Raw genomic sequence first — 24,990 nt, 5'->3', positions numbered from 1 at the left:
TTATCAAACCCACGAAAGGCACTATCCATGAACACTACCCAAGTAACCCTGAACACCGCACAAACCCTGGCCGTCGCTGGCTTCGATATCGCCAACCTGTCCGCGCCTGCCGCGCGCGTGACCTTCGACGTGCCCGTGATCTTCGACGCCGACGGCGAGCCCGTGGCCGGCATCAAGATTGTCGGTAAGAACTCCGACGAGTACCGCAAGGAAAGCCACGCCGTGCGCGCCGAAGGCTACAAAAAGTCGGCCAAGCGCAAGACCGCCATTGACGCTTCCACTGATGAAGGCGCGGATCAGCTGGTGCACGTCATCGATGACAACCAGAAGCGCCTGGCGCTGGCGGTGACCGTTGACTGGTACGGTTTCACCAGCAACGGCGCGGCCGTGCCGTTCGACAAGGGGCTGATCGCCACCGCCTTCGATAAGTACCCGACTTGGCAGGACCGCGTCACGGCAGCCTTGGAAAATGACGCCAATTTTTTGAAGGTCTGACCCAGGCCCTGCTGCTGTATGCCGATCACCTGTTTGATCGTGCTGCAGCTGCAGGCGATGGCAACGCCAAGGGAGATCACCTGGACATCGCCCGGAAAAATCCGCTTTATCGGGCGCCCGATGCGCCGGCGATGCCGCAGCTGCCGCCCGAGCTTGCATATATCTGGACGTGGTTCACCCAGCTGAACCAGAAGCGCCAGTGCGGTATGGCCGTGAACGCGCTGACCAGTGCCGAGATACTGGCCTGGCAAGCGCGCCACGGCGTGCGCTTCGATCCGTTCGAAGAAGCCGTCATCGATCGCCTGGATGCGCTGTTTATTTATCACCAAAATAAGAAGGAAAAATAAATGCCTGATATCGCCCAACTTGGACTTTCCATCGATACGCGTCAGGTGGCCGAGGGCAGCAAAGCCCTGGATTCCCTCGGTGAGGCAGCGGTGCGCGTCGAGCAAAAGACTGCTGGTGCCACTGCAGCTGTCGACAAGTTGGGCGAGGCAAGCGCTGGCGCTAAGACAAAATCGACTGAGGGTGCGGCGGCTGTCGATGCGCTGGGTGATGCCGGTGCACGGGTCGCGCCAAAAGTGGCTGGGGCAACCACGTCCGTTGATTCGCTGAGCGCAGCGACGGCGCGCGTGCGCTCGACGTCGGCGGAAGGCGTAAGTGCACTGGACAACTTCACCAACTCGTCGGCCGGTGTATGGCGCCGCGGCGGCGATGCGGCCAAAAGTGTCGATGCCTTGGGCGATGCCACGCAGCGCACCGGCCAACGTGCGGCCATCAGCAATGGCCAAATGGATGACACGTCCAAAATCATGCGTGCGCAGGCTGAGCAGGCGCGCTTGGCGGCTCAGGCTACGCAGGCGCTGGGCGGATCGACCACGCAATTGACGCTTGGCCAGCAGCAGCTGATCGAGCGCATGCGCGAGCAGGCGGCGACGATCGGCATGAGCCGCACGCAGTTGCTGGCCTATCAGGCCGCGCAGATGGGCGTTACCCAGGAAACGCAGCGAGCAATCGCGACAATCAAAGCGCATGAAGATGCACTCAAGGCCGCCGCAAAGGCTAAGGAGGATGCGTCTGCCGCATCCGGGCGCCTGACGGGCGCGTTGCAATTATTAGCTGCCGGCTTTGCGCTTTTAAAGATTGCTGATTACATCAAAGAATCCACTTTGTTGGCTGCTCGATATGAAACATTGGGTGTGGTAATGAGGGTAGTCGGGCGCAATGCAGGCTATACAGAAACGCAAATGATGACCGCGACGGACGCGATTGCGCGGCAGGGTATCACGATGGTCGAATCGCGCGAGTCCGCAGTGAAGCTTGTTCAGGCCCACGTTGATTTGAAAAACGCTACGGTCTTGGCGCGTATTGCACAAGACGCAGCCGTTATCGGGCACCTGAATTCGTCGGATGCATTCGACCGTCTGGTGAACGGTATTTCGCGTGGCAACGTGTTAATTCTGCGAAACATCGGCATCAACGTGAATTTGCAAACAGCATATCGCCAAATGGCCGATGAGCTTGGCAAGACCACGAAGGAGCTTTCGGAAAACGAGCGGGTGCAAGCCCGGCTGAACGCCGTTATTGAGCGTGGTTCCGACATTGCCGGGACCTACGAGGCTGCGATGGGCACTGCTGGGAAGCAGTTGACGTCGATGCAACGTTATACGCAAGACCTGAAAACTACCATCGGCGAAACCTTTACAGAGGCTTTGACCGTGGTCGTCATGGGTTGGACTGCGCACCTCAAGGATGCAAACGGGCAGGTAAGCGAACTTGCTCGCAATGGGGAACTGCATGACTGGGGGGTGTCGCTGACTAAGGTTCTGGTCGGAGTGGCAGACACAATCGATACGATTATGACTGGCGCCCGTATGGCCGGAGCTTGGCTGGCACACCAATCGGCAGGGGCGGAAATCAATAAGCGCTACGACCGCGCGCCGATGAAACTCGAGGACGGTCAGTCCGTTTCAAATTGGGTAGCAAAACGAGATTCTCGACGTGCAACTGAGCTGGCCGAAGAAAATGTGGCTTATGAAGCTGCGCAGGCTGCCTTGGCGGGAACTGTCGGGCGTTTTGAAAGGGCATATGAAGAACGGCAGGCGACGCAGACCGCCAAGAGAAAGCAAGAGGCCGACGCAAAGCTGAAGGTGGATGCGGACTATAGCGCCAAGTCCCAGGCGTTGATGATCGCGAACGCTGGGAAAAGCCTGAAAATTCAACAAGATGCTCAACTTGCACTTGCAAACTCGGTCTATGTGGGAACGCCGACTTACCGCGACACGGAAGGGCGCGAGCCAAAACCAAAGGCCGACCAGGCCGAGAACACTCGCCTGGCCGCGCAGATCAAGAGCTACGAGCGCGAGGCAGCCGAGGCAAAGCAGCACTATGACGCCCTGAGCAAATTAGATGATCTTTACCTGAAAGCCGGGGAATTGTCCGCAGATCAGGCCTTTGAGAACAAACGCGCGTATGCCACTGCCACTTATGAGGCAGAGGTGGATTCTTACCAGCGCGAGCTGGCCGCGCTCCAAAGCCACAAAAACGCCACGAAGGCAGAGGAGGAAAAGCACCGGAAAGAGGCCGAAGCAATCCTTGGCAAGCTTGATGCAGCTGAAAAGACGTTTTTCGCGGATCGGAAATATCGTGATGAGGAGGAGCGCGTACGCAAAGATGCGTTAGTAGCTGCCTCGAACGATGCAATGAATAAGTATATTTCTAGCATCAATCAAGAGGCCCAAAAGATCGAGGATTCGAACCATATCCATGAAAAGGCGCGCAGCGTCATTGAGCGCGAAGAGGTTGCCCGACTGGATCTGGCCATCGCTTACCAGAGGCAGTTTATGGAAGGGCAGGCTGCCGCTGGAGCAACGGCAGAGGAAATTGCGCAAGCCCCGGCGATCCTCAAGTATCTGGAAGACCAACGTGCAGCGCGACTTCGTTTGGCACAGGGCCTGGACCAACAGGATCAGGTGAAGTTGGCGCAAGCCCAGATCGAAACTAACAAAAAAATGTGGGAATCGATCGACACGACGGCGCACGATACCTTCGTATCCATCTTCGACTCGGGGAAGTCTGCCTTCGACCGCCTGCGGGACACGCTGAAAAACGGCCTGCTGGACCTGCTGTACCAGATGACGATCAAGAAGTGGATCTTGAACATCGGCGCATCGGTGACCGGGGCAGGCGCCACCAGCCTGGCGATGGCCGGTGATTTGGGCGCGGTCGGCGGTGCTGCCGGTGCCGGACTTGGCGGCGTGGCGAACCTTGCGCAAAGCGCTAAAACTGCCTACACCATTGCCACGCAGGGATTCTCCGGTGTGGCCGCAGGCATCGGCGGCAGCATCGCCACCCTGGGCAATCTCTTCGGCTCCTCTGCCGTATCCGCTTTCGGTGCCGGCATGGGGATGACGGGAGCGCAGGCCGCCGCCGCTTCCGCAGCCTATGGATCGGCGGGCATGGCCAGCACGGGTACGGCGCTGACTTCTGGGGCCTTTGCTGGAGCGGCGGTTACAGCCGCTGCTGGCATCGCCGCTGGGGTGCTCGGAGGCAAACTGATCTCCGGTCAGTATGGCAGCAATGCCACGGTGATTGGCGGTACCGGAGTTGGCGCCGTCGCAGGCGCGTTCCTGGGCGGACCTATCGGCGCGGCTATTGGCGGCGCCTTGGGCGGTGTTATCGGAGGTATCGGCAACCGCATCTTCGGCATGGGCGACAAGAAATATGGGGAAACTGGCATCACCGGGACACTGTCCGGTAGTGGGTTCGCGGGAAACGAGTATGCCAAATGGACGCAGAAAGGCGGCTGGCTGCGCAGCGACAAGTCGGATACGGACCGCAAAGCCGTCGACGCCACGACATCCAATGCGTTTGTGGAGACGTATGCAGCCATCCGCAACGTCTCGGCCACACTGGCTAATACGCTGGGCGTCGACACCTCTAGCCTGGCCACGCGCGCCCAGGCGCTGAATATCAACCTGACCGGCCTCACCACGGAAGCTGACAGGCTGGGCGCTGTCACCAAATTCTTCGAGGGCGTGGGCAATGCGATTGCGCTGGAGCTGGTACCGAGCCTCGGCCAGTTCAAGATCGGCAATGAAGAGCTGAGCACGACCCTGCAGCGCGTAGCCGGGAACTACGCCGGCGTCGACGCGGTGCTGCAGCTGATCGGCCGTACGTCGCAAGATGCCTTCGGCGCCGTGGGCGTGGCCACCATTGGCGCGCGCGAGAACCTGATCAAGCTGGCTGGCAGCCTGGACGCGCTCACTAGCGGGACCAGCTTCTTTGCCGAGAACTTCCTGACGGAAGCCGAGCAGATGGCGCCCGTGCTGTCGACCGTGGCCGATACGCTGGGCAAGCTGGGCATGTCCGGTGTCAAATCAGTGGAGCAGTACAAGGACGTAGTGCTGGGCCTGGATTTGGCCAGCACGGGCGGCCAAGAGATGTACATCAAGCTGCTGGCCTTGGCGCCGGCATTCAAGGCGGCCACCGACTACAGCAACCAGCTTGCCGCTGCGACAGGAAATTACGCTGCTGTGGTCAAGTCGGCAAGCGAGATTGCCAGCGAACACTTGGACCTGCAAAAACAGCTGAACGAATTGACGAAAAGCGAAACGGAACTGCTGGCCATCCAGCGCTCCAGCATCGCCGCCGTCAACCGTGCGCTGTTCGACCAGGTGCAGGCGGCCAAGGCGGTGGTATCGGCCAAGGATGCGCTGGCCAAGGCCTACGAGACGGAATCGGCAGCGGCCACGACGGCGCTGGAGAAATCGAAATCGTGGGTGGCAACCCTCAACGGCCTGAACGCCAGCATGGCCCTGGGCAACCAGTCCATCCTGACGCCGGAGCAGAAATACGCCGAGGCGCGCGCCCAGTTCGAGAAGACCCTGGCGGCGGCCAATGCCGGCGACACGACGGCGCAGTCTGGCCTGTCGGCCGCCGAGCAGGCATTCCTGACGGCTTCGCAGGTGGTCAACGCGTCAGATGCCAAGTACGCGGCAGATTACGCGCGCGTGCTGGCGGCCAATGACGAGGCGCTGAAATGGGCCTCGGCCCAGGTCGACGTGCAGCAGGCCAGCTTGGATGCCCTCAAGGCCCAGGTCTCGGGCCTGATCACCATCAACGACAGCGTGCTGACGGTGGCGCAAGCCATCGCCAACCTGCACGCGGCGATGGGCACGGCGACCGGCCTGGGCGTGCAGTTTGATGGCTCCCATGCCGGCGGCCTGGCCAATGTGCCGTTTGATGGCTACGCGGCCGAGCTGCATCGCGGTGAAGTGGTGGTCGACGCGCAAGCGGCAGCGGCCATGCGCCGCTACTTCGGTGGCGCACCAAGCCAGGGCGGCGGTAATACCGATGCCCTGGTGGCCGAGATCAAGGGCCTGCGGGAGGAGGTCAAAGGATTGCGCGCCGACCAGGACAAGCAGACCGGCGCCACCATTCAGGCCACGGTCGAGTCGAACGACAAAGCGGCCAAGACGGTCGTGGCCGGTGTCGACAAATCCGCCAAGGCATCCGCCTGGGCGCAACAAGTGGAGTATTCAGCATGACAGATGCGCAATTTTTGGCGTGGTTGCAAAACCCGTCGGCCACTCGCATGGTGCTGATCGAGGCGCAGGTCAATGTGGCGGGCGTCGAAGTGACGCGTTTTATCTCGTCCTGGCCGTATGTCACCGAATCGACAGATATCCCGCCCAACGTCGAGTATTTGCCGCTGGCCACCGGCGGGCTGGCCTTCACGGAGCAGGTCAGCCTGACCGGCGAGGCTGGCCTGTCAGGCGGCGATATTGAGCTCGATAACGGTGATGGTGCGCTCGATGGCTGGCTCGCCGACGTCTGGCGCAATCGCCCTATCAAGGCCTGGGCCGGCGATCCTGCGTGGCCGCGCAGCGACTTCCGGCTGGTCTTTGACGGCATCGTCGCCGATATCGGTAGTTCGTCGCGCGAATCGATCAACCTGTCCCTGCGTGACAAGCTGCAGCGCCTCGATACCCCCATCACCGAGGCCAAGCTGGGCGGTGCGACGCCGAACAAGGATGCGATCTTGCCGGTGCCGTTCGGCGAATGCCACAACGTCACGCCGATGCTGACTGATCCGGTCACCTTGGAATATGGCTTTCTTGGCGCCGTCGAGTCGAGTTTCGAGGTGCGCACCAATGGCAAGCCGATTGCGGTGGCCTTGAACGACCAGGCCGGGCGCTTCAACCTGACCACGCCGCCGTATTCGGCGGCGATCACGGTGAGCGTGCAGGGCGACAAGGGCGGCGGCTACGCGCCCCGCATCGCCCCGCTGGTGCAGCGGATTGCCACCGCTTATGGCAAGGCATCGGACCGCTTCACCCTGGCCGACCTGGACCTTGCCAATTTGGCCGCCTTCGATGCAGCTCACCCGCAGCTGGTGGGCCTGTACGTTGCGGACCGTATGAACCAGGCGCAAGCCATCCAGCAACTGGCGGCCAGCGTGGGCGCCCAGGCGGTCATGTCGCGCACGGGCCAGCTGCGCCTGGTGCAGATCGCGCTGCCTGCCGCCGGCGTGCCGGTGGAGATCGGTCCGGACGACATGCGGCTCGATACGCTGCGGCCGGTACAGCGCTTGCCGGTGGTGGCGGCCGTCAAGATCGGTTTCGACAAGAACTGGACTGTGCAGGCCAGCCTGACGACCAGCATTCCTGCCGCGCACGCCGACCTGTACGCCACGGAATGGCTGACCGAGACGGCGGTCGATGAAGCGGTGCGCGTGCGTTATCGCCTGACGGACGACCCGCCGCAGATCGATACCTGCCTCAAGACCAATGAAGACGCGCAAGCGGAAGCGGCGCGGCGCCTGGCGCTGAATAAGGTGCAGCGCACGATTTACGAGTTTGACGGAGAGCCTGAGATGATGATGCTGGAACTGGGACAGCCTGTGCTGCTGCGTGATGATCGCTTCGGCCTGCAGGACGGCGCGCCTGGCGTGGTGGTGCTGCTGTCGCACCAATGGCTGGCCGGGCGCGTGACGGTGGGGGTGCTTGTATGACCGCCATCGGTGGTGCCCGTGACAAGCTGCTGCAAGCCACGGCGGAGCGATTCAGCACGACGGCCGATGGCAAAGCAATCCTGCTGGCCGGCAGCACGCCAGTGTTTCGCGTGAACAGCGCCGGCGCCGGTGCACCCGGCTCGATTGCCATCACCGCCAAGCCGGTGAATGTGGTGGGCGATATCGTGTTTTCGGTGTCTGCCGGAACGCAACTGACCGTCAACGGCAACGTGGCCACGGTCGATTTTTCCAGCATGACCACGGATACGGCCCTGGTGCAGGCGCGCATCCGCGAATTCGGCGTCGACTACATTGGCAACTACATGATCAGCAAGGTCTTCGATGGCGCCGCCGGCGACGCAGGCCTGGCTGGCATGAACACGGGCCAGGCCTTCGCATACAAGCGCGCGGCTGCCGTGCCTGGCGATTCGCCAGGTGACGTGATCTTTACCTTTGCCACGGCCAGCATCACGACGCCGGCCGGCAACGACCTGGCCAATGGCTGGTCGAAGAATATTCCGGCCGGCACGGCGCCGCTGTACGTGCGTGTAGCATCGGCCAGCTCGCGCAACGCCACGGACAATATCGCGGCCAACGAGTGGTCCGGGGCCGTGCTGCTGGCGAAGGATGGTGCCGATGGTGAGAACGGCAACAATGGCGTGGACGGCCTGAATGTGGCGCCCGTGCGTATCTACCAGCGCGGCGCCACCAACGTCGCGCCGGCGCTGCCGAGCGCGGCCTGTACGTTCACCTTTGCCACGGGCGTGCTGACCGGGCTGAACAATGGCTGGTCGGCGCAGGTGTCGACGGCGGGCGGCGCCTATCTGTTCACGTCCGGCGCCACGGCCGCGTCGCGCACGGCGACCGACGATATCGCGCCAGGCGAATGGGCGGCAGCTGCGCGGCTGGCGGCCGACGGCGCCACTGGCCAGCGCGGCACCGTCACCGTGACGGCGCCCGGCTATTCGACCTGGTCAGATGCCTCGGCGGTGTATGAGCTGGGGCGTGCAGGCTATGGCGCCCCGGTCAACCGCGACGTCGTCACGCTGTATGACGCGACGCATGCAGTGACGAAGTATTTTGAGAACGGCGCATGGCTGGTGCTGGGCACGGTGCTGAACGGCAATCTGCTGGTCAACGGGTCGGTGGCCACCGAGGCGCTGGCGGCAGACTCCGTTACGGCCAACAAGATTGATGCGCGCGGCCTGAGCATCATGGACGCGGCTGGCAATATCATCCTCAGCGCCGGCACGCCCTTGACGGCGAACTATATGAATGCCGGTATAGGCGCAGGTAACCTGATAGGTAACTCTGCTCCTGCACCACCTACGGCTGAAGGTATCGGAGGTACAGGGGGCTTTTTCCTGGACTATTCTTACTCCCCAAGTACAACCACTTTTGCGGCTAGTTACGCTCCCTATGTGCCAAGCGGTGCTGGAGGCGTCTATGTCCGGTGCACTGGAACTGTTGCAGAAGCTACCACCGGCGCTGTCGTGGGAATACGGCAGGGGGCGGTAAGCCGAAAGTTTCCGGTAATTCCGGGTATGCGTTACGAATTCAGTGTGTATATGAGCGCACATCGCTGCCGCGGCGCTGTGAACATTGCCTTTTATGATGTAAATGGCACTTACCTCACCGAAGTATCCGGCAGCGTGGTGTCTAATAATTCGGCTGCAGGAGGGCTGGCTAATTGGGGCCGATCAACGTTGTTTGTTGCCGCTCCTGTAGGGGCAGCTTTTGGTTATCTTCGCAGTGTGCTTGTTGGCAATGGCGGGACTGATGCATACCTCTTCCTTTCCATGTGGTACTTCGGCACGGCACTAGCGGCGCAGACCGTACCCTCAGCCTGGGCGGACGGGCCAGGCGCGACACTCGGCGACAACCTTTACGGCCAGATTACGCCGACCAACTCGCCGACCTATATCGCCAACGCGGCCATCGTGAATGCTCAGATCGGTGGCGATATTTATAGCAGCAACTGGAATGGCAGCACGGCAGGATGGCTTCTGGATCGGAATGGGAATTTCTATGCGAACAGCGGCACTTTTCGCGGTGCGCTGTCGGGAGCCACGGGGACGTTTCAGCTCATCCGCAGTCCAGGGCGTTTGGCGACGGGTACTGGCGCCGGCTACGATCTGAGCGGCACCGGCTGGAGTTTTTATGACGCGAACAACGTGCCGCGCATCGAGCTGGGGGAATACTGATGGCGTATGGCATTCGCGTGCGCGATGCGCAGAGACGCATCGTGTTTGATTCGAGCCTTGCTGTCGGCGGCGTGCCGCTGGGCTTTTACACCGTCGCGCCAGGCGGCTCGACATGGGAATTCCCCGATTTCAGCGGTGCCGGCGGCTACGCCATCGGCGCCGGCCGCACAGGCGGCTACGTCAACTACACCACCGACAATTCGTTAGGGCATTTGCGATTTGTTTTCCATCGCTTTTCCGAAGGCCAAACCGTCGTACTGTTCGCAAAATGACATTTAAACTACGCTTTAGAAATCCAGGTCAGGATCTGGTGATCAGTGGCGATGCTCGGGGTTTGACCTGTATTGGGCGAGCTACCCAATATGGCGAGGTGGTCCAGCCGCATGGCAGTGCCACCGGCACCATGCCCGGCCGTACCTGGGGCTACTCCACGTACCGTATTGCGCATGATGGGCCGGTAATATGGGCGTTGGATATGCCGCTCGATAGCAACGTCGGCATCATTTCATCGTCCGAGGTGTCGCCAGGGCTGTGGGAGGTCGTCTGCTACTGCGGCTCGTCGCGCGATGCGTATCAGTTCGATTCCGTGCAGTCGCCCCTGGCGGTGTGGGCCTACGGATTCGCATCGACGCTATACAACGGTGGCATCCGTGCGGCGTTCTACAACGCCAATGGCACTCTTGCCTACGACTTCAGCCGTCCTAACCCGCTGTTCCCGCTCGCTTCTGGTGTCGCAAATGGGGACGTCATGACGATCCCGGCGCTGACCCGGCCTGTGGTGATGGGCTGCCCAACCTCCGACCCGTCATACGATCCCAACGCCGGCCCCAATCGCTGGCGCGCCGAGTTCTATCGGGGGATGTGGCGCCGCACGTCCAGTACCGAGATAGTCGAGGTGATGGTGTCGAAGCAGCGCTGGGAATATGCCGCCAACGAGCCTATTGGTGTTGCCACTGGGTATATTTCGCCAACCACTTACCTGATCCTGGAAGGAGCACTGCTGCCATGACCAATCTGCGCATCATTCACGACAACGCCGCCGACCGCGCGGTGCTGACCGCTTCGAGCCAGGCTGGGGCGCTGGGTCCGGCCAACCTGCACTTAGACAGAAAAAGTGCAGTGCTGCGCGCTACGGGAACGGCCCAGACTATTACCGCCATCTGGCCAACGCAGGAATCTATTGCTTGCGTGGCGCTGATCTACACCAACATGACCAGCAGCGCGCGTATGCGCGTGCGCGGCTACGCGCAGCCGGGAGACGCCGCGCCGGTGCTCGATACGGGCATCGTCTTCCCGTGTCCGGCCGCGCTGCATGGAACCTATCCTTGGGGCGTGCTGCCGCTGGGCTGGAATGCGTATAAGGACGGCGGCGTCAGCACCTGGGCGCGCGGTGGCGGCGCTGACGGTGTCGCCTGGTTCGCCCCGGTACGCGTGCGCCAGCTGGTAATCGAGGTATCGGCGCCACAAAGCCCGGAAGGCTATCTGGAAATTTCGCGCCTGGTGGTGGGCGATTATTGGTCGCCAGAGAATAACGCCGAATACGGCGCACAGCTGCAGCTGCAGGACGGAAGCGAGGATTACCGTACGGGCGCCGGCGACCTCAAGACGCAGGTCCGGCCAACCAGCGACAAGCTCAGCATCAACCTGGCACACCTGACACCAACGGACCGTGCACTCTTCATGCGCATCTTGCGCGAGAACGGCAAGGGTAAGGCCATGCTGTTCAGCCTGTTCCCTGAAAACCCTGATCCGCTGCTGGAGCAGGACCACATGCTTTATGGCAAGGCCAGCAATATCGACGCCGTGGCCACGCCGTATTACGAGACTTATGCAGCACCACTTCAAATTGAGGGAATTTAAATGGCAGACAAATTTTATGATCGCATGCCGAATGTCAATGAGAAATTGAATGAAATGGATCGGGCGTTTACGGCCGGGCCGTTTAATGCGTTGCCGCTGACGGGCGGTACATTGACTGGGCAATTGACTGCTCCCACGATCAAATCATTACGCACTGCTGAGTCGGTGTTTGTCATCGGCGGGGATAAGGGGGGCTGGTGGATGGTGGCCAAAGTTAATCCACAGAATATCGCTACAGAGGCTGTCATCAGAATATCTGGAACTACGCCATTTTTTGCGCGAGACGCAAGCGGAAATGCGATGCAGACGGTTATTTCCTTGCGCTGCGATGCTGACGGCGTGGTGCGCGGCCACTTTTACTCGATTGGAGCCAGTCCATCTGATACATGCATTGCTGTGTCTGTTGATGTTGATGGGAGGGTCTTTGCGCAACTGTATGCTCTTTCTACTCTGAGTATTTACACGGATTCCACGATGTCGATTCCTCAAGAGGTTGAGTATTACCCTGGCGGCCCGCCCGCCAGCGCTCACTCAATTCCCCCGGTATTTGGTCTCAAGCTGGGAAATGAGAACACTTTCAATGTGACGCCTGGGGCGGTTCTGGCAAACGCGAGCATTACAGCAGGGGCGATCGGACCACTCCAGGACAACACGTATGATATTGGTCGGGCGTCTGTAGCATACCGGACAATCTATGCCCGCACGGGTACCATCAATACCTCCGACGCGCGCATGAAGCGCGATTTCCGCGACCTGAATGCGGCCGAGATTGCTGCTGCCAAGGACCTGGTGCGCGCCATCGGCATTTACCGCTGGCGTGACGCTGTCGACTGCAAAGGCGCCGACGCGCGCGAGCACGTTGGTCCCACCGTGCAATGCGCCGTGGAGATCATGCAGGCCCACGGCCTGGACCCATTCAACTACGGATTTATCTGCCACGACACCTGGGATCAGCAGACCATCGAGCACCCGGCCATCGAGGCCCGGCCAGCCATTCCCGCCACCGAAGCAGTGCCGGAAGTGCTCAATTCGTTCGGCGATGTCATCACGCCGGCTGTGCTGGCGAGCGCGGGCGTTTCTGCCGTCGAGGCGCGCGCGGCGTATACGGAGGTCACGCTGGAGGCTGGCGACCGCTACGCGTTCCGGTATGACGAACTGGCCATGTTTATCGCTGCCGGCCAGGAGGCGCGGCTGGCGGCGCTCGAGGCGGCATAAAAATTCAATGCTCCACCACAAACCCGCTTCGGCGGGTTTTTTCATTTCTACCACCTGAAAGGCATACATGGCCATCGAAACAACCGCCGCTGGCGGCGCACTGATTAAAATTTTTGGCATCCCGGTCCTGGCCGGCGCTGCCGCAACTTCACTGGGATTCATGTTCATGTGGCCAAAAACCGCCAAGGAAGCGGGCGTGCGCTTCTTCGTCACCATTCTCTTCTCCGCCCTGATGGGGCCGGCCCTGGTCGTGGTCGTGCGCAACTGGATGCCGGGCCTGTTCGACAGCGCGCGCGCCGTCGCCGTGCTGTACGGCAGCGACCCGGCGCTGGGCTTCCTGTTCATTGCCGCGCCGCTGATGGTGGCCGCTGGTCTACCGGCCTGGTGGGTGCTGGGCGCCACGGTGCGCTGGTTCGACAAGCGCAAGGACAAGGATATCGGAGAGCTGGCGCGCGACATGGCCGCCACCGTCAAGGATGTGCGGGGTGGCCTGTGAACCTGAGCCCACATTTCAGCCTGGCCGAACTGGTCGCCTCGCAGGTGGCCACCCGCAAGGGCGTCGACAACACGCCGGCGCCCGCCATTGTCGCCAACCTTACCCGCCTTGCCGCGCTGCTCGAGCAGGTGCGCACGCTGGTGGGCGCGCCCATCACTATTTCCAGCGGCTACCGCTCGCCGGCGCTGAACAAGGCCGTGGGTGGCGCGGCCAACAGCGCCCACGTGCTGGGCCTGGCTGCCGATATCAGCACGGCCAAGCTGGCGCCCAAGGCGCTGGCCCTGCTGATTCGCCAAAGCGGTATCGTCTTCGATCAGCTGATCTACGAGGGCACGTGGGTGCACATCGCGCTGTCGGCCGGCGTGTCGCGGCGCCAGGTGCTGACGGCCAAGTTTGCTGGCGGCGGCGTCAGCTACGTGGCGGGCATCGTATGAGCGCGCTTGGCACCCTGGCAGCCGGCGCCGTCAGCGGCATCTGGAAGGCGGCGGCCATCATCCTGGCCGCCGCGCTGCTGGCGGTGGCCAGCTCCACCGGCACCGGCTGGTGGCTGGCCGCCGGCGACCGTGACACCGCGCGCGCGGCGCTGGTGCGGGAGCAGGGCGTCAGCGCTGCGCTGCGCAGCTCGATCGCCGAGCAGAACCGCGCCATCGATGGCATGGCCAAGGCAACCCTGGCGGCGCAGGAGCGCGGCGCGGCCGCACAGGCGGCAGCCGCTGCCAAGGGCAAGAAGTACGACGCGGCACTGGCGCAGATCGCTGGCGCGCGCGCCACGACCTGTGACGAGGCTATGCCGGCCGTCAGGCTGCTGCTGGAGGGCGTTCGATGAAACGCCGGATGGCGCGACAAATTATTCCAAAAATTATTCTTGCTGCACTGCTGGCCGGCTGCGCCAGCGCACCTCCAGCGCCGCAGCTGGTCGAAGTCCCCGTCTTTACACCATGTGTAAAGATGCAACCGCAGCGCCCAGTCTACGAAATTGACGGCCTGACGCCAGTCGCCACGGACGGTGAGACGATCTTGGCGCTGGCGCGGGACTGGGCTCGCGGTAGAAAATATGAAGCGGATCTGGAGTCGATTCTAATGGGCTGCTTATCACTTCGATATTAAATTATTCCGCAGGATCTTTTTTCCTTTCGAGTGCGAAAGGTCGAAAAGTTAACCTCGATATTGTTTCCGCGGGAATCTGTCGAGTATCAATATTGATTATAAAATCAACAAAGGGAGGCGTTTCATATTTTGTGTCATACGATAATATTCTATCTATAAAATTGAAGTAGTCAATAAACGTTATTATGTAATCCCTTAAATTTGAATTAGTAATTATAATTTGTTCATGTTCATTTATTGGAAGTGAGCTTCCACTTTTATTTTCCGTGTAGCGGATGTTTAATTTTGAAAGACTTCTGCTTCTTAATTTATTAATGTTTGCTATTGTTTCTAGATTTTTTTCCTCATATTTAAATCCAGAACCAATGTTTAGAAATTCCACAGCAATATCATTGAATTCATGATAGAATTTATTGTCAGTCTCAAAATCTCCATCTTTTGAATTTGGATATGCTGTCGTATAAAATTTTCTTGGTGAATTTATTTTGTATGAGCTTCCATTTTCATGGTGGTTGCAATTTTTTATAAATTCTTCTAAGTTTTTGAAATGATTTGAAAATAGGTTTTGTTGTGATGCAACTTTAATTTGACGGTCTGATCTTTCGATTTGCTCTTGTGTTAGTGCCATTTGCCTTTTTGTTTGTTCTGATCTATGAGTAGCAGCAATTAGGGCCAAAAATGGAATGCTCAAGGTGGAAATTGCTAAGGGAACGCGAAATTGATTTGCGGCATGATTGAAACCATTTGCGTCAGGCTGAAATGGAAGGTCTGTTTCTAGAATTATTATTGCTGCACACACAAGTGATATAATTAAAAAAATAGAAATAAATATCCAAACTATTGGCAGCTGTAAGAAACTTTTGTTTGGATCGAATAATTTAGAGATTCTAGATTCTGTGGTTTTTGATTTTGGATATTCTGTATATATATTCATTTTATTTAATTTAGATGATGTTTTATGTAAATAAAAGATGCTGTAGTCCGTTTTTGCATTGAGTTTCTGCTGCTATTTAATATCAAAATGTTGTTTTAGTGCAAGGTAATTTTATGTGTGCCGACTACACTCCCAGCCGTAAGGAGCAGATCGAAGAAAGCTTTCGAACTGGATACCCGCTGCTCGACCTCCCGCCCGAGGCATGGCCCGGGTACATGGCCCCAATCCTGCGCGGCTCTCACGAAGCGCCCGGCGAACTGGAAATCGCCCCGGCCATGTTCGGCATGGTTCCGCACTGGGCCGACCACAAGCTGGCTCGTCAGACCTACAACGCGCGCACGGAAACAGTGGCCAGCAAGCCATCCTTCCGCAGTGCCTGGAAGCGCAAGCAGTTCTGCATCATCCCGGCCTCCAATTTCTTCGAGCCCAATTACGAAACCGGCAAGCCCGTGCGCTGGCGCATCGAACGAGCCGACGGTGGGCCGGTGGCCATTGCCGGCATATGGGAATACCGGCCGGCGGACCAGCTGCTGTCGTTCTCGATGCTGACGATCAACGCAGACGGGCACCCGCTGATGCAGCGCTTCCACAAGCCTGACGATGAAAAGCGCATGGTGATGATCCTGGACCCTGATCAGTACCACGGTTGGCTGGATGGCTCGCTGGTGTCGGAAGAGGACGTTTATCGGCAGTATCCTGCAGAGTTGCTGGTCGCGCAGCCTGACCCGTTACCTCCTCGGACAAGAGCGAAGCCGACGGTGAAACCTGATGCTACGCCGCCTGACTCCCTTTTATAGAAACAATTTTATACTTCCTGTTTCTTGCTTCGGTCGATATACTGTATAAAAACACAGTATATCGGCCAGCCATGAATGCAACATTACTAATACTTCAATCTAGCCAGCCGGGTGTCTCGCAGGTGCCTTTGCCGCTTGCGCAGTACCCAATCCCCAGCGCCCGGCCGGAAATTTCCCACCGGATATCCGCTGGGTTCCCGTCGCCGGCCGCCGACTATACCGAAGATGGCCTGGACCTGAATGCGCTTCTGGTGCAGCATAAGGCCGCTTCGTTCTTTTTCACGGTCGAGGGCGACTCGATGCGCGACGCCGGCATACTGGATGGCGACAAAGTTGTGGTCGACCGTTCCGTCGCGCCTTTGCATGGTCACATTGTCATTGCCGTCATCGATGCCGAATACACCCTCAAGCGCCTGTATTGTCAGCGTGGCAGGGTAGAGCTGCGTCCGGATAACCCTGCGTACAAGTCGATCTGCCTGGCCGAGGGCAGCGAGTTGCAGATATGGGGTGTAGTCACGGGCGTCGTGCGAAAGTTGCGGGTGTGACATGGGCGACCCGACCAAGCAGATTTTTGCGCTTGTCGACGTCAACAACATGTATGTCAGTTGCGAGCGTGCTTTCAATCCCCGCTTGCGCGACCGGCCGGTGGTGGTCCTTTCCAATAACGATGGCTGCGCCGTGGCCAGGTCGAACGAGGTGAAGGCCTTGGGCGTACAGATGGGGACGCCCTGGTTCCAGATGCGCGACCTGGCGCGGCAGCACGGCATCGTTGGGCTGTCCTCAAATTACACGCTCTACGCGGATATGAGCAATCGCATCATGGACATCCTGCGGACCTACAGCCCCAATGTCGAGGTCTACTCGATCGATGAATCGTTTCTCAGCCTGAACGGCCTCGGCGGCCTGTGGACGTCGCCTACAGCCATGGGGCAGGATATTCGCGCCAAGGTGGCGCAGTGGACCGGCCTGCCCGTGTGTGTGGGAATAGGGCAGTCGAAGACCTTGGCCAAGCTGGCCAACCACGTGGCAAAGAAATTTCCTTTATTCGATAGCGTCGCCGACTTCACGACCATGTCGGATGCCCGGGCCGCCTGGCTGCTGCAGCGTATCGACGTCGGGGAGGTGTGGGGTGTCGGGCGGCGCATTGGCTCCAAGTTGCGCGGCATGGGCATCAACACGGTGCAGGATTTGAAAGATGCGCCGCCCAGCGGCATGCGGGCGCACTTCGGAGTCGTGCTCGAGCGCACGTGCAATGAACTGCGCGGTATTTCCTGCTTGGAACTGGAAGAGGTAGCGCCGCCCCGAAAGGAAATCGTGTCGTCGCGCTCCTTCGGCTCCATGGTCATGACCGCGGTCGAGCTGGGCGAGTCGATATCTACCTACGCCGCGCGCGCCGGTGAGAAGCTGCGCGGCCAGCGTTCCCTATGCGGCGCCGTTCATGTTTTCGTGCAGACGAACCGGTTTCGTGAAAAAGACAGCCAATATAGCAACGGCATCACCATCCCCTTGGCCGAGCCCAGCGCCGATAACCGCGTTTTGGCCGGCGCAGCGCTGCACGGCTTGGCCATGATTTTTCGAGATGGATTCAAATACAAGAAAGCCGGGATCATGCTGATGGACCTGCAGCCGGATACTCGCCGCCAGGGAGTCTTGTTCGATGCCGGGCGGGACCGGGCAAGAGCGGCGAGCACAATGGCTGCAATGGACGCGCTAAATGAACGGTTCGGCCGGGACACCGTGCACCTCGGATCTGCTGGTCTAGTCAGGCGCTGGGCAATGTTGTCGGAAAACCGCACGCCGAGGTACACCACGAACTGGATGGAGCTTCCGAAGGTGAGGGCGCAGTAGTGTTAATGGTGCTGGGTTTGGCGTTATTTAATTGTAAGTTTTGCATGGATGAAGAAACATGGGCAAGCATCGAAAACCTCTAAGTAGTGCGGAATTGACGGAAATTCGGATACGAAGCGATTCGCCAGATATTCGAGCATTGCTGTGGGAGATTCACCGCCTGAGACAGGTCGCGGCTAAGGCGGACCAGGTAGATCGCAGCCTTGGGCCGCGTGTAGGTGAGCTGGGCCTTATCCGCGCGGAACTACGCGTGCTGCTCGATGATGAGCCGTGCATTGTGGAAATGCCGCGTATTGACCTTAACACGAGGTAGTGACGTTAGCGAGCCCGGGGCGAGCACATAGGGCCTGACGATGCCCAACCAGCCACGCGCTGATCCTGGTCGACCAGCACGATGACCTGGCAACCTGCAGCCGTGCCGCCATAATTCAGTTGCAGATAATCGCCCAGGTGCTGGTAGCCGGCGGGAGTGCCGTAGCGGGAGGCGAGGGCGAAGCTGTCTATTCCAATGATGCTTGGCGGCTTGTCAGAAAGTGAGGGCGAAGCAGTGCAGCCTTGCTGCGTCAGCATAGTGCACAAAGTGACGACGAGCAGTGAGTGACGCATAATTATATTAAGAAAAGATTTGCTTTTATATATTATGGCAACGCGCACGGATCGACGCTTGACGCACAGCAAACCGAATGGCTGAAAATCTCAGTGTAATTCTCAGTGTAATTCAGTGCAATTCTGGGCGTTTCAATGACTGCCATCAAGTCAGCGCCCCTATGAGAGCACTGCGTTTTTGGATGTGCAATGGCATTCACACTGCAGGGGTCGCAAGTTCGAAACTTGCACTTCCCACCAAGAATTCGTTTGATATCAAAGGCTTACACTGATCTAGTGTAGGCCTTTTTTGTTTGGTATGAAAAAAGCATGAAAAATCCGCTTCGGACCCGCTTGGACGAGGCCGGACAACAGACAATACAATTACTGGATAAGCGCGCAGAGGGATGCTTCTCATCTGAGCGTTAAGCGGTCTGTATGTTGCTTCGGGGTACCGGACTTCAATTGCTTGGTAGAGAAGTGTGTATCCCTATGACGTCAAAAAATACCGGAAAATCCGCATTCTGGGTTAGTGCTGTTCAGTTAACGTTTCGTTTCGACACTCGAACACTGTAACGTCGAGGCGATGTCTACCTGCTCGATCCTATTGTCGATCTGTCCTTCACCCAATCATACTTGGCCGCATGTTCAACTTACGACACGTGAATGCCTCGACAATTACGCGTACAAAGGGGCATCAGTGTTCGGGTAAACTGGCCATAGCGCGGGGCGATTTCGCCATCGGTTGGTCCACATGTTGGCGTAGTTGAAAATAAGCTCGGGATTATAAATGGACGCGATCACGCGCGCGATTGCAATCTGATCGGGGTGAGAATGGATTTTCTCGTTTGTACTGAAAGCGAATCGCTTGCATTGTATTCTGCTCAGGAGGCTCGTAGAAGTATTTGCTTGGCTACCATGGTGCGATATTTTCAACAGGTCGATCTGCAACTTGCGTCCAGGCCAGGATTTCTCCAGTGCCTCGCAGATCACATCAGCATGAGCATCGCTAGATAACAGAATGCGCTTTTCTCTGTAGTTCAACAAGAGAGCAATACTGCTGGCATTTGATGCGGATTGATCCGCAGGCGTTCTTTTCTCGAGCAGGCTAGCGAGAGATGGCGGTGGCCAGTTGTCATGTCGCCCTAGGCGATCACGCGGCCCGGCTTTCTCATCATTGAACATGCGGACGCCGCCGTGCTTAGCCAAGGCGGTCAACCCCTTCCGTGAGGACGATAAAATTTCGACGGTAACACCACCCCTCAACGAGATTTTGTTCGCCCAATTTGCGCAAACGGCGTTTCCGTAAAACTCCTTATTCCACGGAAGCTGCTGCTCCACTCTTGCTGTTTTTGATGGAGGATAGGGGCCGTGCGCCTATTTTGTGCGGAAAGCAGCCAGACGGTATATGAATATTTTAAATTATGTTTCTAGTTCGACCTACTTCCCTCGCAATTCGTGAATTCGTTTTTAATGCGGCGGAACATGATAGCGAAAATATCGAGCTACCCAAGGATATTTGGCGAGATGCAATCCGCTACATAATTTGTTGGTTTCGATTATTCGAGTAAAAGGTGGTGGACACAAGCAGCTAGTTCACGCCGCATGCCTCATGCTCTTGGCCGGAAACCTTCTCTCCGTCGCCCGCTTGCCCATCTACATTGGCGTCTCTGCACCAACGCCCCAACGAGTTAGCGCCAATGCCGAGGTCGCGGGCGATACCGGTCTTATTTGCACCAGGCTGGCCTACCAGCTTGACTGCTTCGCGCTAAAGCTCTTCAGAAATAACCATCTTTCACGTCCCGTGTAATACCTCCGATAGTGAGATCATACCTATCGAAATTGTCCGTCATACTGGGGGGGGGAGACCATGCCGCCAAAGGGTGGATAGTGCAGTTTACCCGAGGCAACGGCCGCGTCGCCAATGCGGCAGAACCTGCCAGGTGGATATCGAGAACGTCGATACCAAGCCTTCCCGCGACCTGAATGGCTGCGTTCGACCGGCTATTCGGCTATTTTTAACTTAAATTTACAGTAGACCGATTTCCACTCGTAACTACCTCTTCTTTTTTGGAATTATGACTCAAGAGTGCCTAAAAATTGTGGCGTGTCAATTCTCGACGAGAACATCGTCATTAATTTAAAATATCCAAATACGATAATTCGCACCCTCCGCCCCGAATTGGTAATTGATCATCAATGTTAATGTTAATTTTCTTCCCTGTCGCGAACGCAAGATAGGCAGAAGTGATAATATGTTTATGTTTTATATCGACGTGAACACGATAATTGTTGGGAGTGCATCTCGTTCCAGTTGGAAAAATTAATGGTGAAGAAAACCAAATTTCAATCGTATTTGAAAATGTTGGAGAGTAGTATTCGCCAACGGCACGTATTTTGCTAATAGTTAAATCGCCAATGTAGATATCGGAAGCTCTCGCATGAGGGTCAAATATTACTAGAATAAGGAATAAAAGAAGAGATTTTATTTTTGAAAAATTGGCAGTAATATTCATTTTTTATGTAAGAGGTTCATATTCTCAACGAAAAATCATCTCTCAAGAGGTTGTTTATGTGGAAATTTATTATACTTTTGAATACGTGATTAATCTATAGGGAACCTCGAATTACCGCTGATTTTCTGGTCGGCGGCACATCGTGGGTGCTAAACGCGCATCGAATCACTTTGGGTGCTTTACTTCCGTGTGCCATTTTGGGGCTACTCCAGCAGTTTCAGTAGTCCAGACGGACTGCGGGCGTCAAATGCTACGATCCTCGCCTCCTTTACATATACCAGGCTCCGCAGGTTGTAAGTGGCGACCTTCAAATTTAAGTGCAGCGTAGCGCGCTCCAGACCAATGCGGCGCAGGATTTTACCGCCCAACTGCGCTAGCCCGGCGAATACATGTTCAACGCTGATCTTGCGGACCAGCTTGTAACGCTTGTCGGCGCTGGCCGAGATCTTGTAACCAAAGTAGGACTTGCCATGCTTTTTAGTCCAGCGGGTGTCGAGCTCCTAGCGGCGGTGCTGGGCCGGTTTCCAGTGCTTGGTGGCATCGGTAGGATGTCATTTACTGACAATCTTATGCGCCAACAGGGGGGAAATAGCCTAGTAGAGTGAAATAACTTTGAAAAAACCCAGTGTTATCGTAAGTATAATAAACAAAGAGTCACACCTGGTGTGGCCGCGTCCTCACTATACGCGCGCTCCAAAAGCAGGAGTATCTCTGCGTGAGCAAAAATCCAAGAGAAAAAGTAACTTTTCGTATGGACTTTAAATTAGAAATATTCCTTGAAAGTAATTCTGAAAATTGTTACTATTGAAACAATATGGCAATTTTCGACCACCTTAAAATAAGTAGGTGAAAAGCTACAACGAATTTTTTACGGCGATAAGGACTACTTCGTGACGTTTCTACTTGATTTTGGCTGGAATGCATTAGTTCGGAAGAGTGTTAAGTGCGGAATGGTAGTGGTGGCCCTTACTTTGATATCGCAGCAGGCCTGCCACGCGAATCAGGTGTCTGTTTCAGCTGGAGGAACGCCTTCTTATAGTTTACCTATTTCAGTGCCACCCGGTGTCGGGGGCATGGCGCCGAATATTGGCCTGTTGTACAGCGGCGGCAGCATCAATGGTCCGGTTGGGTATGGCTGGACATTGCAGGGAATCTCCATGATTACCCGCTGTCCTGGCAATAAGCAAATTGATGGCCGCGTGGTGCCTGTCCGATTTAATGGCAACGATAAATTATGCATCGATGGCCAACGCCTGATCCAAACGAATGCGGACGGCGCAGTACTCAGTCCGGACAGCATGCCTTTCCAGCCCGGTGACAGCCTGGGCGGAAGTGGTTTCGTGCGCGAGTACAGGACGGAGAAAGACATGTATGCGCGTATTCGGGCATATGGCATGGCCGGGGGCAATCCGGCGAATGGTCCCGCCTATTTCAAAGTGTGGACCAAAAGCGGGCAGATTTACGAATACGGCGTGAATGGCAATGCCACTGCCAATGCGAACATCATCGCCAATGCACCAGTCGATGCCGACGGAAATTATTCTGCCACCACCAGACAGGTAGCGACAGCCTGGCCCGTGAGTCGGATTACCGATACCGTTGGCAACTATATCGATTTTCAATATGAACAGCGTGACATCGCCTGGGGCAGCCAGACGGGAGGTGGCCCCGGCCACGAATGGAATTTGACGGAAATCCGCTATACGGGCACAGCGGCACAAGCGCCGATGAACCGTGTGGTATTTGAATATGCCGATCGGCCCGATACACCGAACCAGGCGCAGGATCGTGCCGAGACTTACCATAACGGCGCGAAGAATGTCAGCGTGCGCCTGCTGCAGAAAATTCATACCTATATCAACTGGCCAGCGGCTCAAGCCACCCAGCCGGCGAGCGCCATACGTACCAAGGTGATGAAATTATCATACGACAAAGGACTGCGTAGCGGGCGCAGTCGTGTTGTCAAAATTTCCGAATGCACTGGCTCCAATGAGCAAAAATGCCTACCAGCGACCACCTTCAATTATAGCCAAGGGGGGGGGCTTGCCTATTCCCAGAGCGCCAACTTTAGCTCGGGCCCTCTGGTAAATGAAAAAATGCTGCCTGGCCTCGGGCATTATGGCGCGGTAGTGGGCAGCTTCTTTGGCAGTGGCCGTACCGATATCCTGCGCTGGTCGGATAACCCTGGAGAAAACCGCTTGTATGAAAGTACAGGGCAAGGAAATTTTTCCCCTTCCGGCAGGCTTAATATCACTGATCAGAATTTATTCAAGAGCGATGGCTGTTACAGAAGTATCGTGGCGGACTTTAATGGTGACGGTTTAAGCGATATCTTGCGCACAATGCAGACAACGTCTGTGCAGAGCACATCTTGCGGTGTGGTGCGCAATATCCTGTACCTGTCGCAAGGCGATGGCTCTTTCAGGTCGGTGGACATTGCTGGAATTGATTTTAGCATTAAGGCGAGTGTAGTCAAAGAACATTGCATTCGCGGAAACTGTGGTGGCGATATGGACAATGGCCAGCCAACTGTGCCAGTGTCATATTCCGCGACGCAGGGAAACGTTTTTCATGTGATTGATGCGAATGGCGACGGTTTGCTCGATATTGTGGCAAGCATCATTCCCGCGTATCCACGCACAAATAAACCACCAGAAGGCGATCAAGCCTGTGCCACTGTTATCTGTACTCGCTTGTATCTGGGACAGGCAAGTGGGGGATTTATCGAAGCATCGACCAATATTGCGCATCGTTCCGTGTATACGACAACCATTAATTTGCGAAATGCATCGCCGACTGTGATTGATTTGAATGGCGATGGGTTGCCCGATCTGGCAGTAGATTCTGGAGGGTGGTTATCTAAAGGAAATGGAGATTTTGAATATGTGGCGCTCGGTGATAGCTGTAACAACCCGCTAGATTTCAATGGCGATGGCAAGATGGATTGCGTATGGCCAAATCATATGATGCCACTACAGCATCTGTGGGTATCTGATTCAACCAAAAGCTTAAAAGAGATCAGCAATTTCAATTTAATCTCTGCTGGGGATGAACTGATGTTATTTCCCCCATATGTACCCGGCAGCCTTGGCATTTCCAATCACTCTTCCTATTTTCAGACCGTGGACATGGACAGAGACGGACGTACCGATATCCTGCGCTGGGGCGACGATACCAGCAGGAATACTGTCTTCCTGAGCAATGGAGATGGAACTTTTAGACGTTCGGATACCTTCAATATCACCCAGCAACTGCAACATAGCGACGGCAAGACCATCATGCTGCTGGGTGACTTCACAGGGAGCGGCACCACCGAGATCCTGCGCCTTTCCTATCCGTCTCCCGGCGCCTATAACTCGCTGTTCGTGCGCACCGATATCACGCCAGCCGACCAATTGATCTCCGTTACGTCCGGCACGGGACTGAAAACCACCCTGACTTGGGTACTCCTGACCAGTCCGAACACCGGCAGCCTGGGCCCGCGCTACAAGAGCGATCGCGGTAGCCCTGACGCCGCCGTGTACCCCATGGCCGACGTGCTCACGCCGACCTATGTCGTGGCCACCGTGACGGCCAATGCCGGCTTTGGCGGTACCCTGCAAAAGACCGAGTATGCCTACACCGGCATGAAGATGGCCTACGATGGCCGCGGCTGGCTGGGATTTCGCAGCAACGCGATCCAGAATACGGCGCCCAACGACGAGTACCTGACCGTCACCACGCAGAACATCCAGAAAGGCCCCAATCCGGGTCCGGCCAGCATGAGCGAAACGCGCCGTGGGGCCCTGGATCAGCCCTCCGCGCCACTGCTCAGCCGCAGTACCTTTATCTATTGCGATAAAACAGCGGCGGCCGGCGCGCAGGAGGCAGCCACCCCCGGCGCCCCATGCGCCACCAGCGCCAAGGTACAGCGTCCTT

At 57.2% G+C, this 24,990-nt stretch carries 19 protein-coding genes and 1 pseudogene; 17 read left to right on the top strand and 3 right to left on the bottom strand.

The features are described from left to right. The first annotated feature begins 27 nt into the window (after positions 1–27). From GYK42_RS23345 to GYK42_RS23285, 13 genes are all read left to right on the top strand, one after another. Positions 28–495, top strand: a complete 468-nt coding sequence (locus tag GYK42_RS23345) for a hypothetical protein (RefSeq protein ID WP_166449431.1) — start codon at positions 28–30, stop codon at positions 493–495. Continuing rightward, the gene (locus tag GYK42_RS29765) at positions 492–842 is read left to right on the top strand and encodes a phage tail assembly chaperone (RefSeq protein WP_431190183.1); all 351 of its coding nucleotides are present in this window, start codon (positions 492–494) and stop codon (positions 840–842) included. Before GYK42_RS23345 ends, GYK42_RS29765 begins: the two co-directional genes overlap by 4 nt. Next, positions 843–6,044, top strand: a complete 5,202-nt coding sequence (locus GYK42_RS23335) for a hypothetical protein (protein ID WP_166449429.1) — start codon at positions 843–845, stop codon at positions 6,042–6,044. It begins immediately after the preceding gene. After that, positions 6,041–7,510, top strand: a complete 1,470-nt coding sequence (locus GYK42_RS23330; protein WP_166449428.1) for a hypothetical protein — start codon at positions 6,041–6,043, stop codon at positions 7,508–7,510. Before GYK42_RS23335 ends, GYK42_RS23330 begins: the two co-directional genes overlap by 4 nt. Next, entirely contained in the window at positions 7,507–9,714 is a 2,208-nt protein-coding gene (locus tag GYK42_RS23325) for a phage tail tip fiber protein (protein WP_166449427.1), read from the top strand. Before GYK42_RS23330 ends, GYK42_RS23325 begins: the two co-directional genes overlap by 4 nt. Beyond that, positions 9,714–9,986 (top strand): hypothetical protein, encoded by a 273-nt coding sequence (locus GYK42_RS23320; RefSeq protein WP_166449426.1) that lies wholly within the window; start codon positions 9,714–9,716, stop codon positions 9,984–9,986. Before GYK42_RS23325 ends, GYK42_RS23320 begins: the two co-directional genes overlap by 1 nt. Before the next feature lie 203 nt (positions 9,987–10,189). Continuing rightward, entirely contained in the window at positions 10,190–10,723 is a 534-nt protein-coding gene (locus tag GYK42_RS23315) for a hypothetical protein (RefSeq protein WP_166449425.1), read from the top strand. Further along, positions 10,720–11,574, top strand: coding sequence for a hypothetical protein (locus GYK42_RS23310; RefSeq protein WP_166449424.1), 855 nt, complete (start codon positions 10,720–10,722; stop codon positions 11,572–11,574). Before GYK42_RS23315 ends, GYK42_RS23310 begins: the two co-directional genes overlap by 4 nt. Continuing rightward, entirely contained in the window at positions 11,575–12,789 is a 1,215-nt protein-coding gene (locus tag GYK42_RS23305) for a tail fiber domain-containing protein (protein WP_166449423.1), read from the top strand. It abuts the gene before it with no gap. 166 nt (positions 12,790–12,955) lie between these two features. Beyond that, on the top strand, positions 12,956–13,285 hold the full coding sequence (locus GYK42_RS23300; RefSeq protein ID WP_240943755.1) for a hypothetical protein: 330 nt from the start codon (positions 12,956–12,958) through the stop codon (positions 13,283–13,285). Then, entirely contained in the window at positions 13,282–13,719 is a 438-nt protein-coding gene (locus GYK42_RS23295; RefSeq protein ID WP_166449421.1) for a D-Ala-D-Ala carboxypeptidase family metallohydrolase, read from the top strand. Before GYK42_RS23300 ends, GYK42_RS23295 begins: the two co-directional genes overlap by 4 nt. Then, positions 13,716–14,111, top strand: a complete 396-nt coding sequence (locus GYK42_RS23290) for a hypothetical protein (protein WP_166449420.1) — start codon at positions 13,716–13,718, stop codon at positions 14,109–14,111. The genes GYK42_RS23295 and GYK42_RS23290 overlap by 4 nt, the downstream gene beginning before the upstream one ends. Then, positions 14,108–14,392 carry a hypothetical protein gene (locus GYK42_RS23285; RefSeq protein ID WP_166449419.1) on the top strand — a complete coding sequence of 95 codons (285 nt, stop codon included), beginning with the start codon at positions 14,108–14,110 and terminating at the stop codon, positions 14,390–14,392. The genes GYK42_RS23290 and GYK42_RS23285 overlap by 4 nt, the downstream gene beginning before the upstream one ends. A 1-nt stretch (position 14,393) precedes the next feature. On the opposite strand, the gene GYK42_RS23280 is transcribed toward GYK42_RS23285, so the two are convergent. Continuing rightward, positions 14,394–15,326 (bottom strand): hypothetical protein, encoded by a 933-nt coding sequence (locus GYK42_RS23280; RefSeq protein ID WP_166449418.1) that lies wholly within the window; start codon positions 15,324–15,326, stop codon positions 14,394–14,396. A 113-nt stretch (positions 15,327–15,439) separates the two neighbouring features. Between GYK42_RS23280 and GYK42_RS23275 the strand changes: the two genes are divergently transcribed. The 3 genes from GYK42_RS23275 to GYK42_RS23265 all read left to right on the top strand — a co-directional run bounded on the left by GYK42_RS23275 (position 15,440) and on the right by GYK42_RS23265 (position 17,971). Continuing rightward, positions 15,440–16,123: an SOS response-associated peptidase gene (locus GYK42_RS23275; RefSeq protein WP_166449417.1), complete on the top strand. Its 684-nt coding sequence runs from the start codon at positions 15,440–15,442 to the stop codon at positions 16,121–16,123. A 71-nt stretch (positions 16,124–16,194) separates the two neighbouring features. Next, complete coding sequence (locus GYK42_RS23270; protein WP_166449416.1) at positions 16,195–16,668, top strand: LexA family protein; 474 nt, start codon at positions 16,195–16,197, stop codon at positions 16,666–16,668. A 1-nt stretch (position 16,669) separates the two neighbouring features. Continuing rightward, positions 16,670–17,971: a Y-family DNA polymerase gene (locus GYK42_RS23265; RefSeq protein WP_166449415.1), complete on the top strand. Its 1,302-nt coding sequence runs from the start codon at positions 16,670–16,672 to the stop codon at positions 17,969–17,971. 1,263 nt (positions 17,972–19,234) lie between these two features. Here GYK42_RS23265 and GYK42_RS23260 read toward each other — a convergent pair. Together GYK42_RS23260 and GYK42_RS29760 are read right to left on the bottom strand one after the other, a co-directional pair. Further along, on the bottom strand, positions 19,235–19,774 hold the full coding sequence (locus tag GYK42_RS23260; RefSeq protein WP_166449414.1) for a hypothetical protein: 540 nt from the start codon (positions 19,772–19,774) through the stop codon (positions 19,235–19,237). Positions 19,775–21,275: 1,501 nt separating this feature from the next. Beyond that, positions 21,276–21,572 (bottom strand): annotated as a pseudogene (locus tag GYK42_RS29760) (hypothetical protein); the annotation flags it as partial. Between the two features lie 573 nt (positions 21,573–22,145). Here GYK42_RS29760 and GYK42_RS23255 point away from each other — a divergent pair. Next, the coding region (locus GYK42_RS23255; protein ID WP_240943753.1) for an FG-GAP-like repeat-containing protein at positions 22,146–24,990 on the top strand (2,845 nt) is incomplete at its 3' end.

The sequence above is a fragment of the Janthinobacterium lividum genome, from assembly GCF_011601275.1.
In the GTDB taxonomy this organism is placed as follows: Bacteria; Pseudomonadota; Gammaproteobacteria; order Burkholderiales; family Burkholderiaceae_D; genus Janthinobacterium; species Janthinobacterium lividum_E.
Note: the sequence above shows the minus strand (reverse complement) of the source record. Positions and strands in the feature narration are given on the sequence as shown.

Excerpts from the sequence above, each read along its gene's own strand:
- GYK42_RS23345 (WP_166449431.1), top strand. The coding sequence starts at position 28 with ATGAACACTACCCAAGTAACCCTGAACACCGCACAAACCCTGGCCGTC.
- GYK42_RS23335 (WP_166449429.1), top strand. The coding sequence starts at position 843 with ATGCCTGATATCGCCCAACTTGGACTTTCCATCGATACGCGTCAGGTG.
- GYK42_RS23330 (WP_166449428.1), top strand. The coding sequence starts at position 6,041 with ATGACAGATGCGCAATTTTTGGCGTGGTTGCAAAACCCGTCGGCCACT.
- GYK42_RS23325 (WP_166449427.1), top strand. The coding sequence starts at position 7,507 with ATGACCGCCATCGGTGGTGCCCGTGACAAGCTGCTGCAAGCCACGGCG.
- GYK42_RS23320 (WP_166449426.1), top strand. The coding sequence starts at position 9,714 with ATGGCGTATGGCATTCGCGTGCGCGATGCGCAGAGACGCATCGTGTTT.
- GYK42_RS23315 (WP_166449425.1), top strand. The coding sequence starts at position 10,190 with ATGCCGCTCGATAGCAACGTCGGCATCATTTCATCGTCCGAGGTGTCG.
- GYK42_RS23310 (WP_166449424.1), top strand. The coding sequence starts at position 10,720 with ATGACCAATCTGCGCATCATTCACGACAACGCCGCCGACCGCGCGGTG.
- GYK42_RS23305 (WP_166449423.1), top strand. The coding sequence starts at position 11,575 with ATGGCAGACAAATTTTATGATCGCATGCCGAATGTCAATGAGAAATTG.
- GYK42_RS23300 (WP_240943755.1), top strand. The coding sequence starts at position 12,956 with ATGTGGCCAAAAACCGCCAAGGAAGCGGGCGTGCGCTTCTTCGTCACC.
- GYK42_RS23290 (WP_166449420.1), top strand. The coding sequence starts at position 13,716 with ATGAGCGCGCTTGGCACCCTGGCAGCCGGCGCCGTCAGCGGCATCTGG.
- GYK42_RS23285 (WP_166449419.1), top strand. The coding sequence starts at position 14,108 with ATGAAACGCCGGATGGCGCGACAAATTATTCCAAAAATTATTCTTGCT.
- GYK42_RS23280 (WP_166449418.1), bottom strand. The coding sequence starts at position 15,326 with ATGAATATATATACAGAATATCCAAAATCAAAAACCACAGAATCTAGA.
- GYK42_RS23275 (WP_166449417.1), top strand. The coding sequence starts at position 15,440 with ATGTGTGCCGACTACACTCCCAGCCGTAAGGAGCAGATCGAAGAAAGC.
- GYK42_RS23270 (WP_166449416.1), top strand. The coding sequence starts at position 16,195 with ATGAATGCAACATTACTAATACTTCAATCTAGCCAGCCGGGTGTCTCG.
- GYK42_RS23265 (WP_166449415.1), top strand. The coding sequence starts at position 16,670 with ATGGGCGACCCGACCAAGCAGATTTTTGCGCTTGTCGACGTCAACAAC.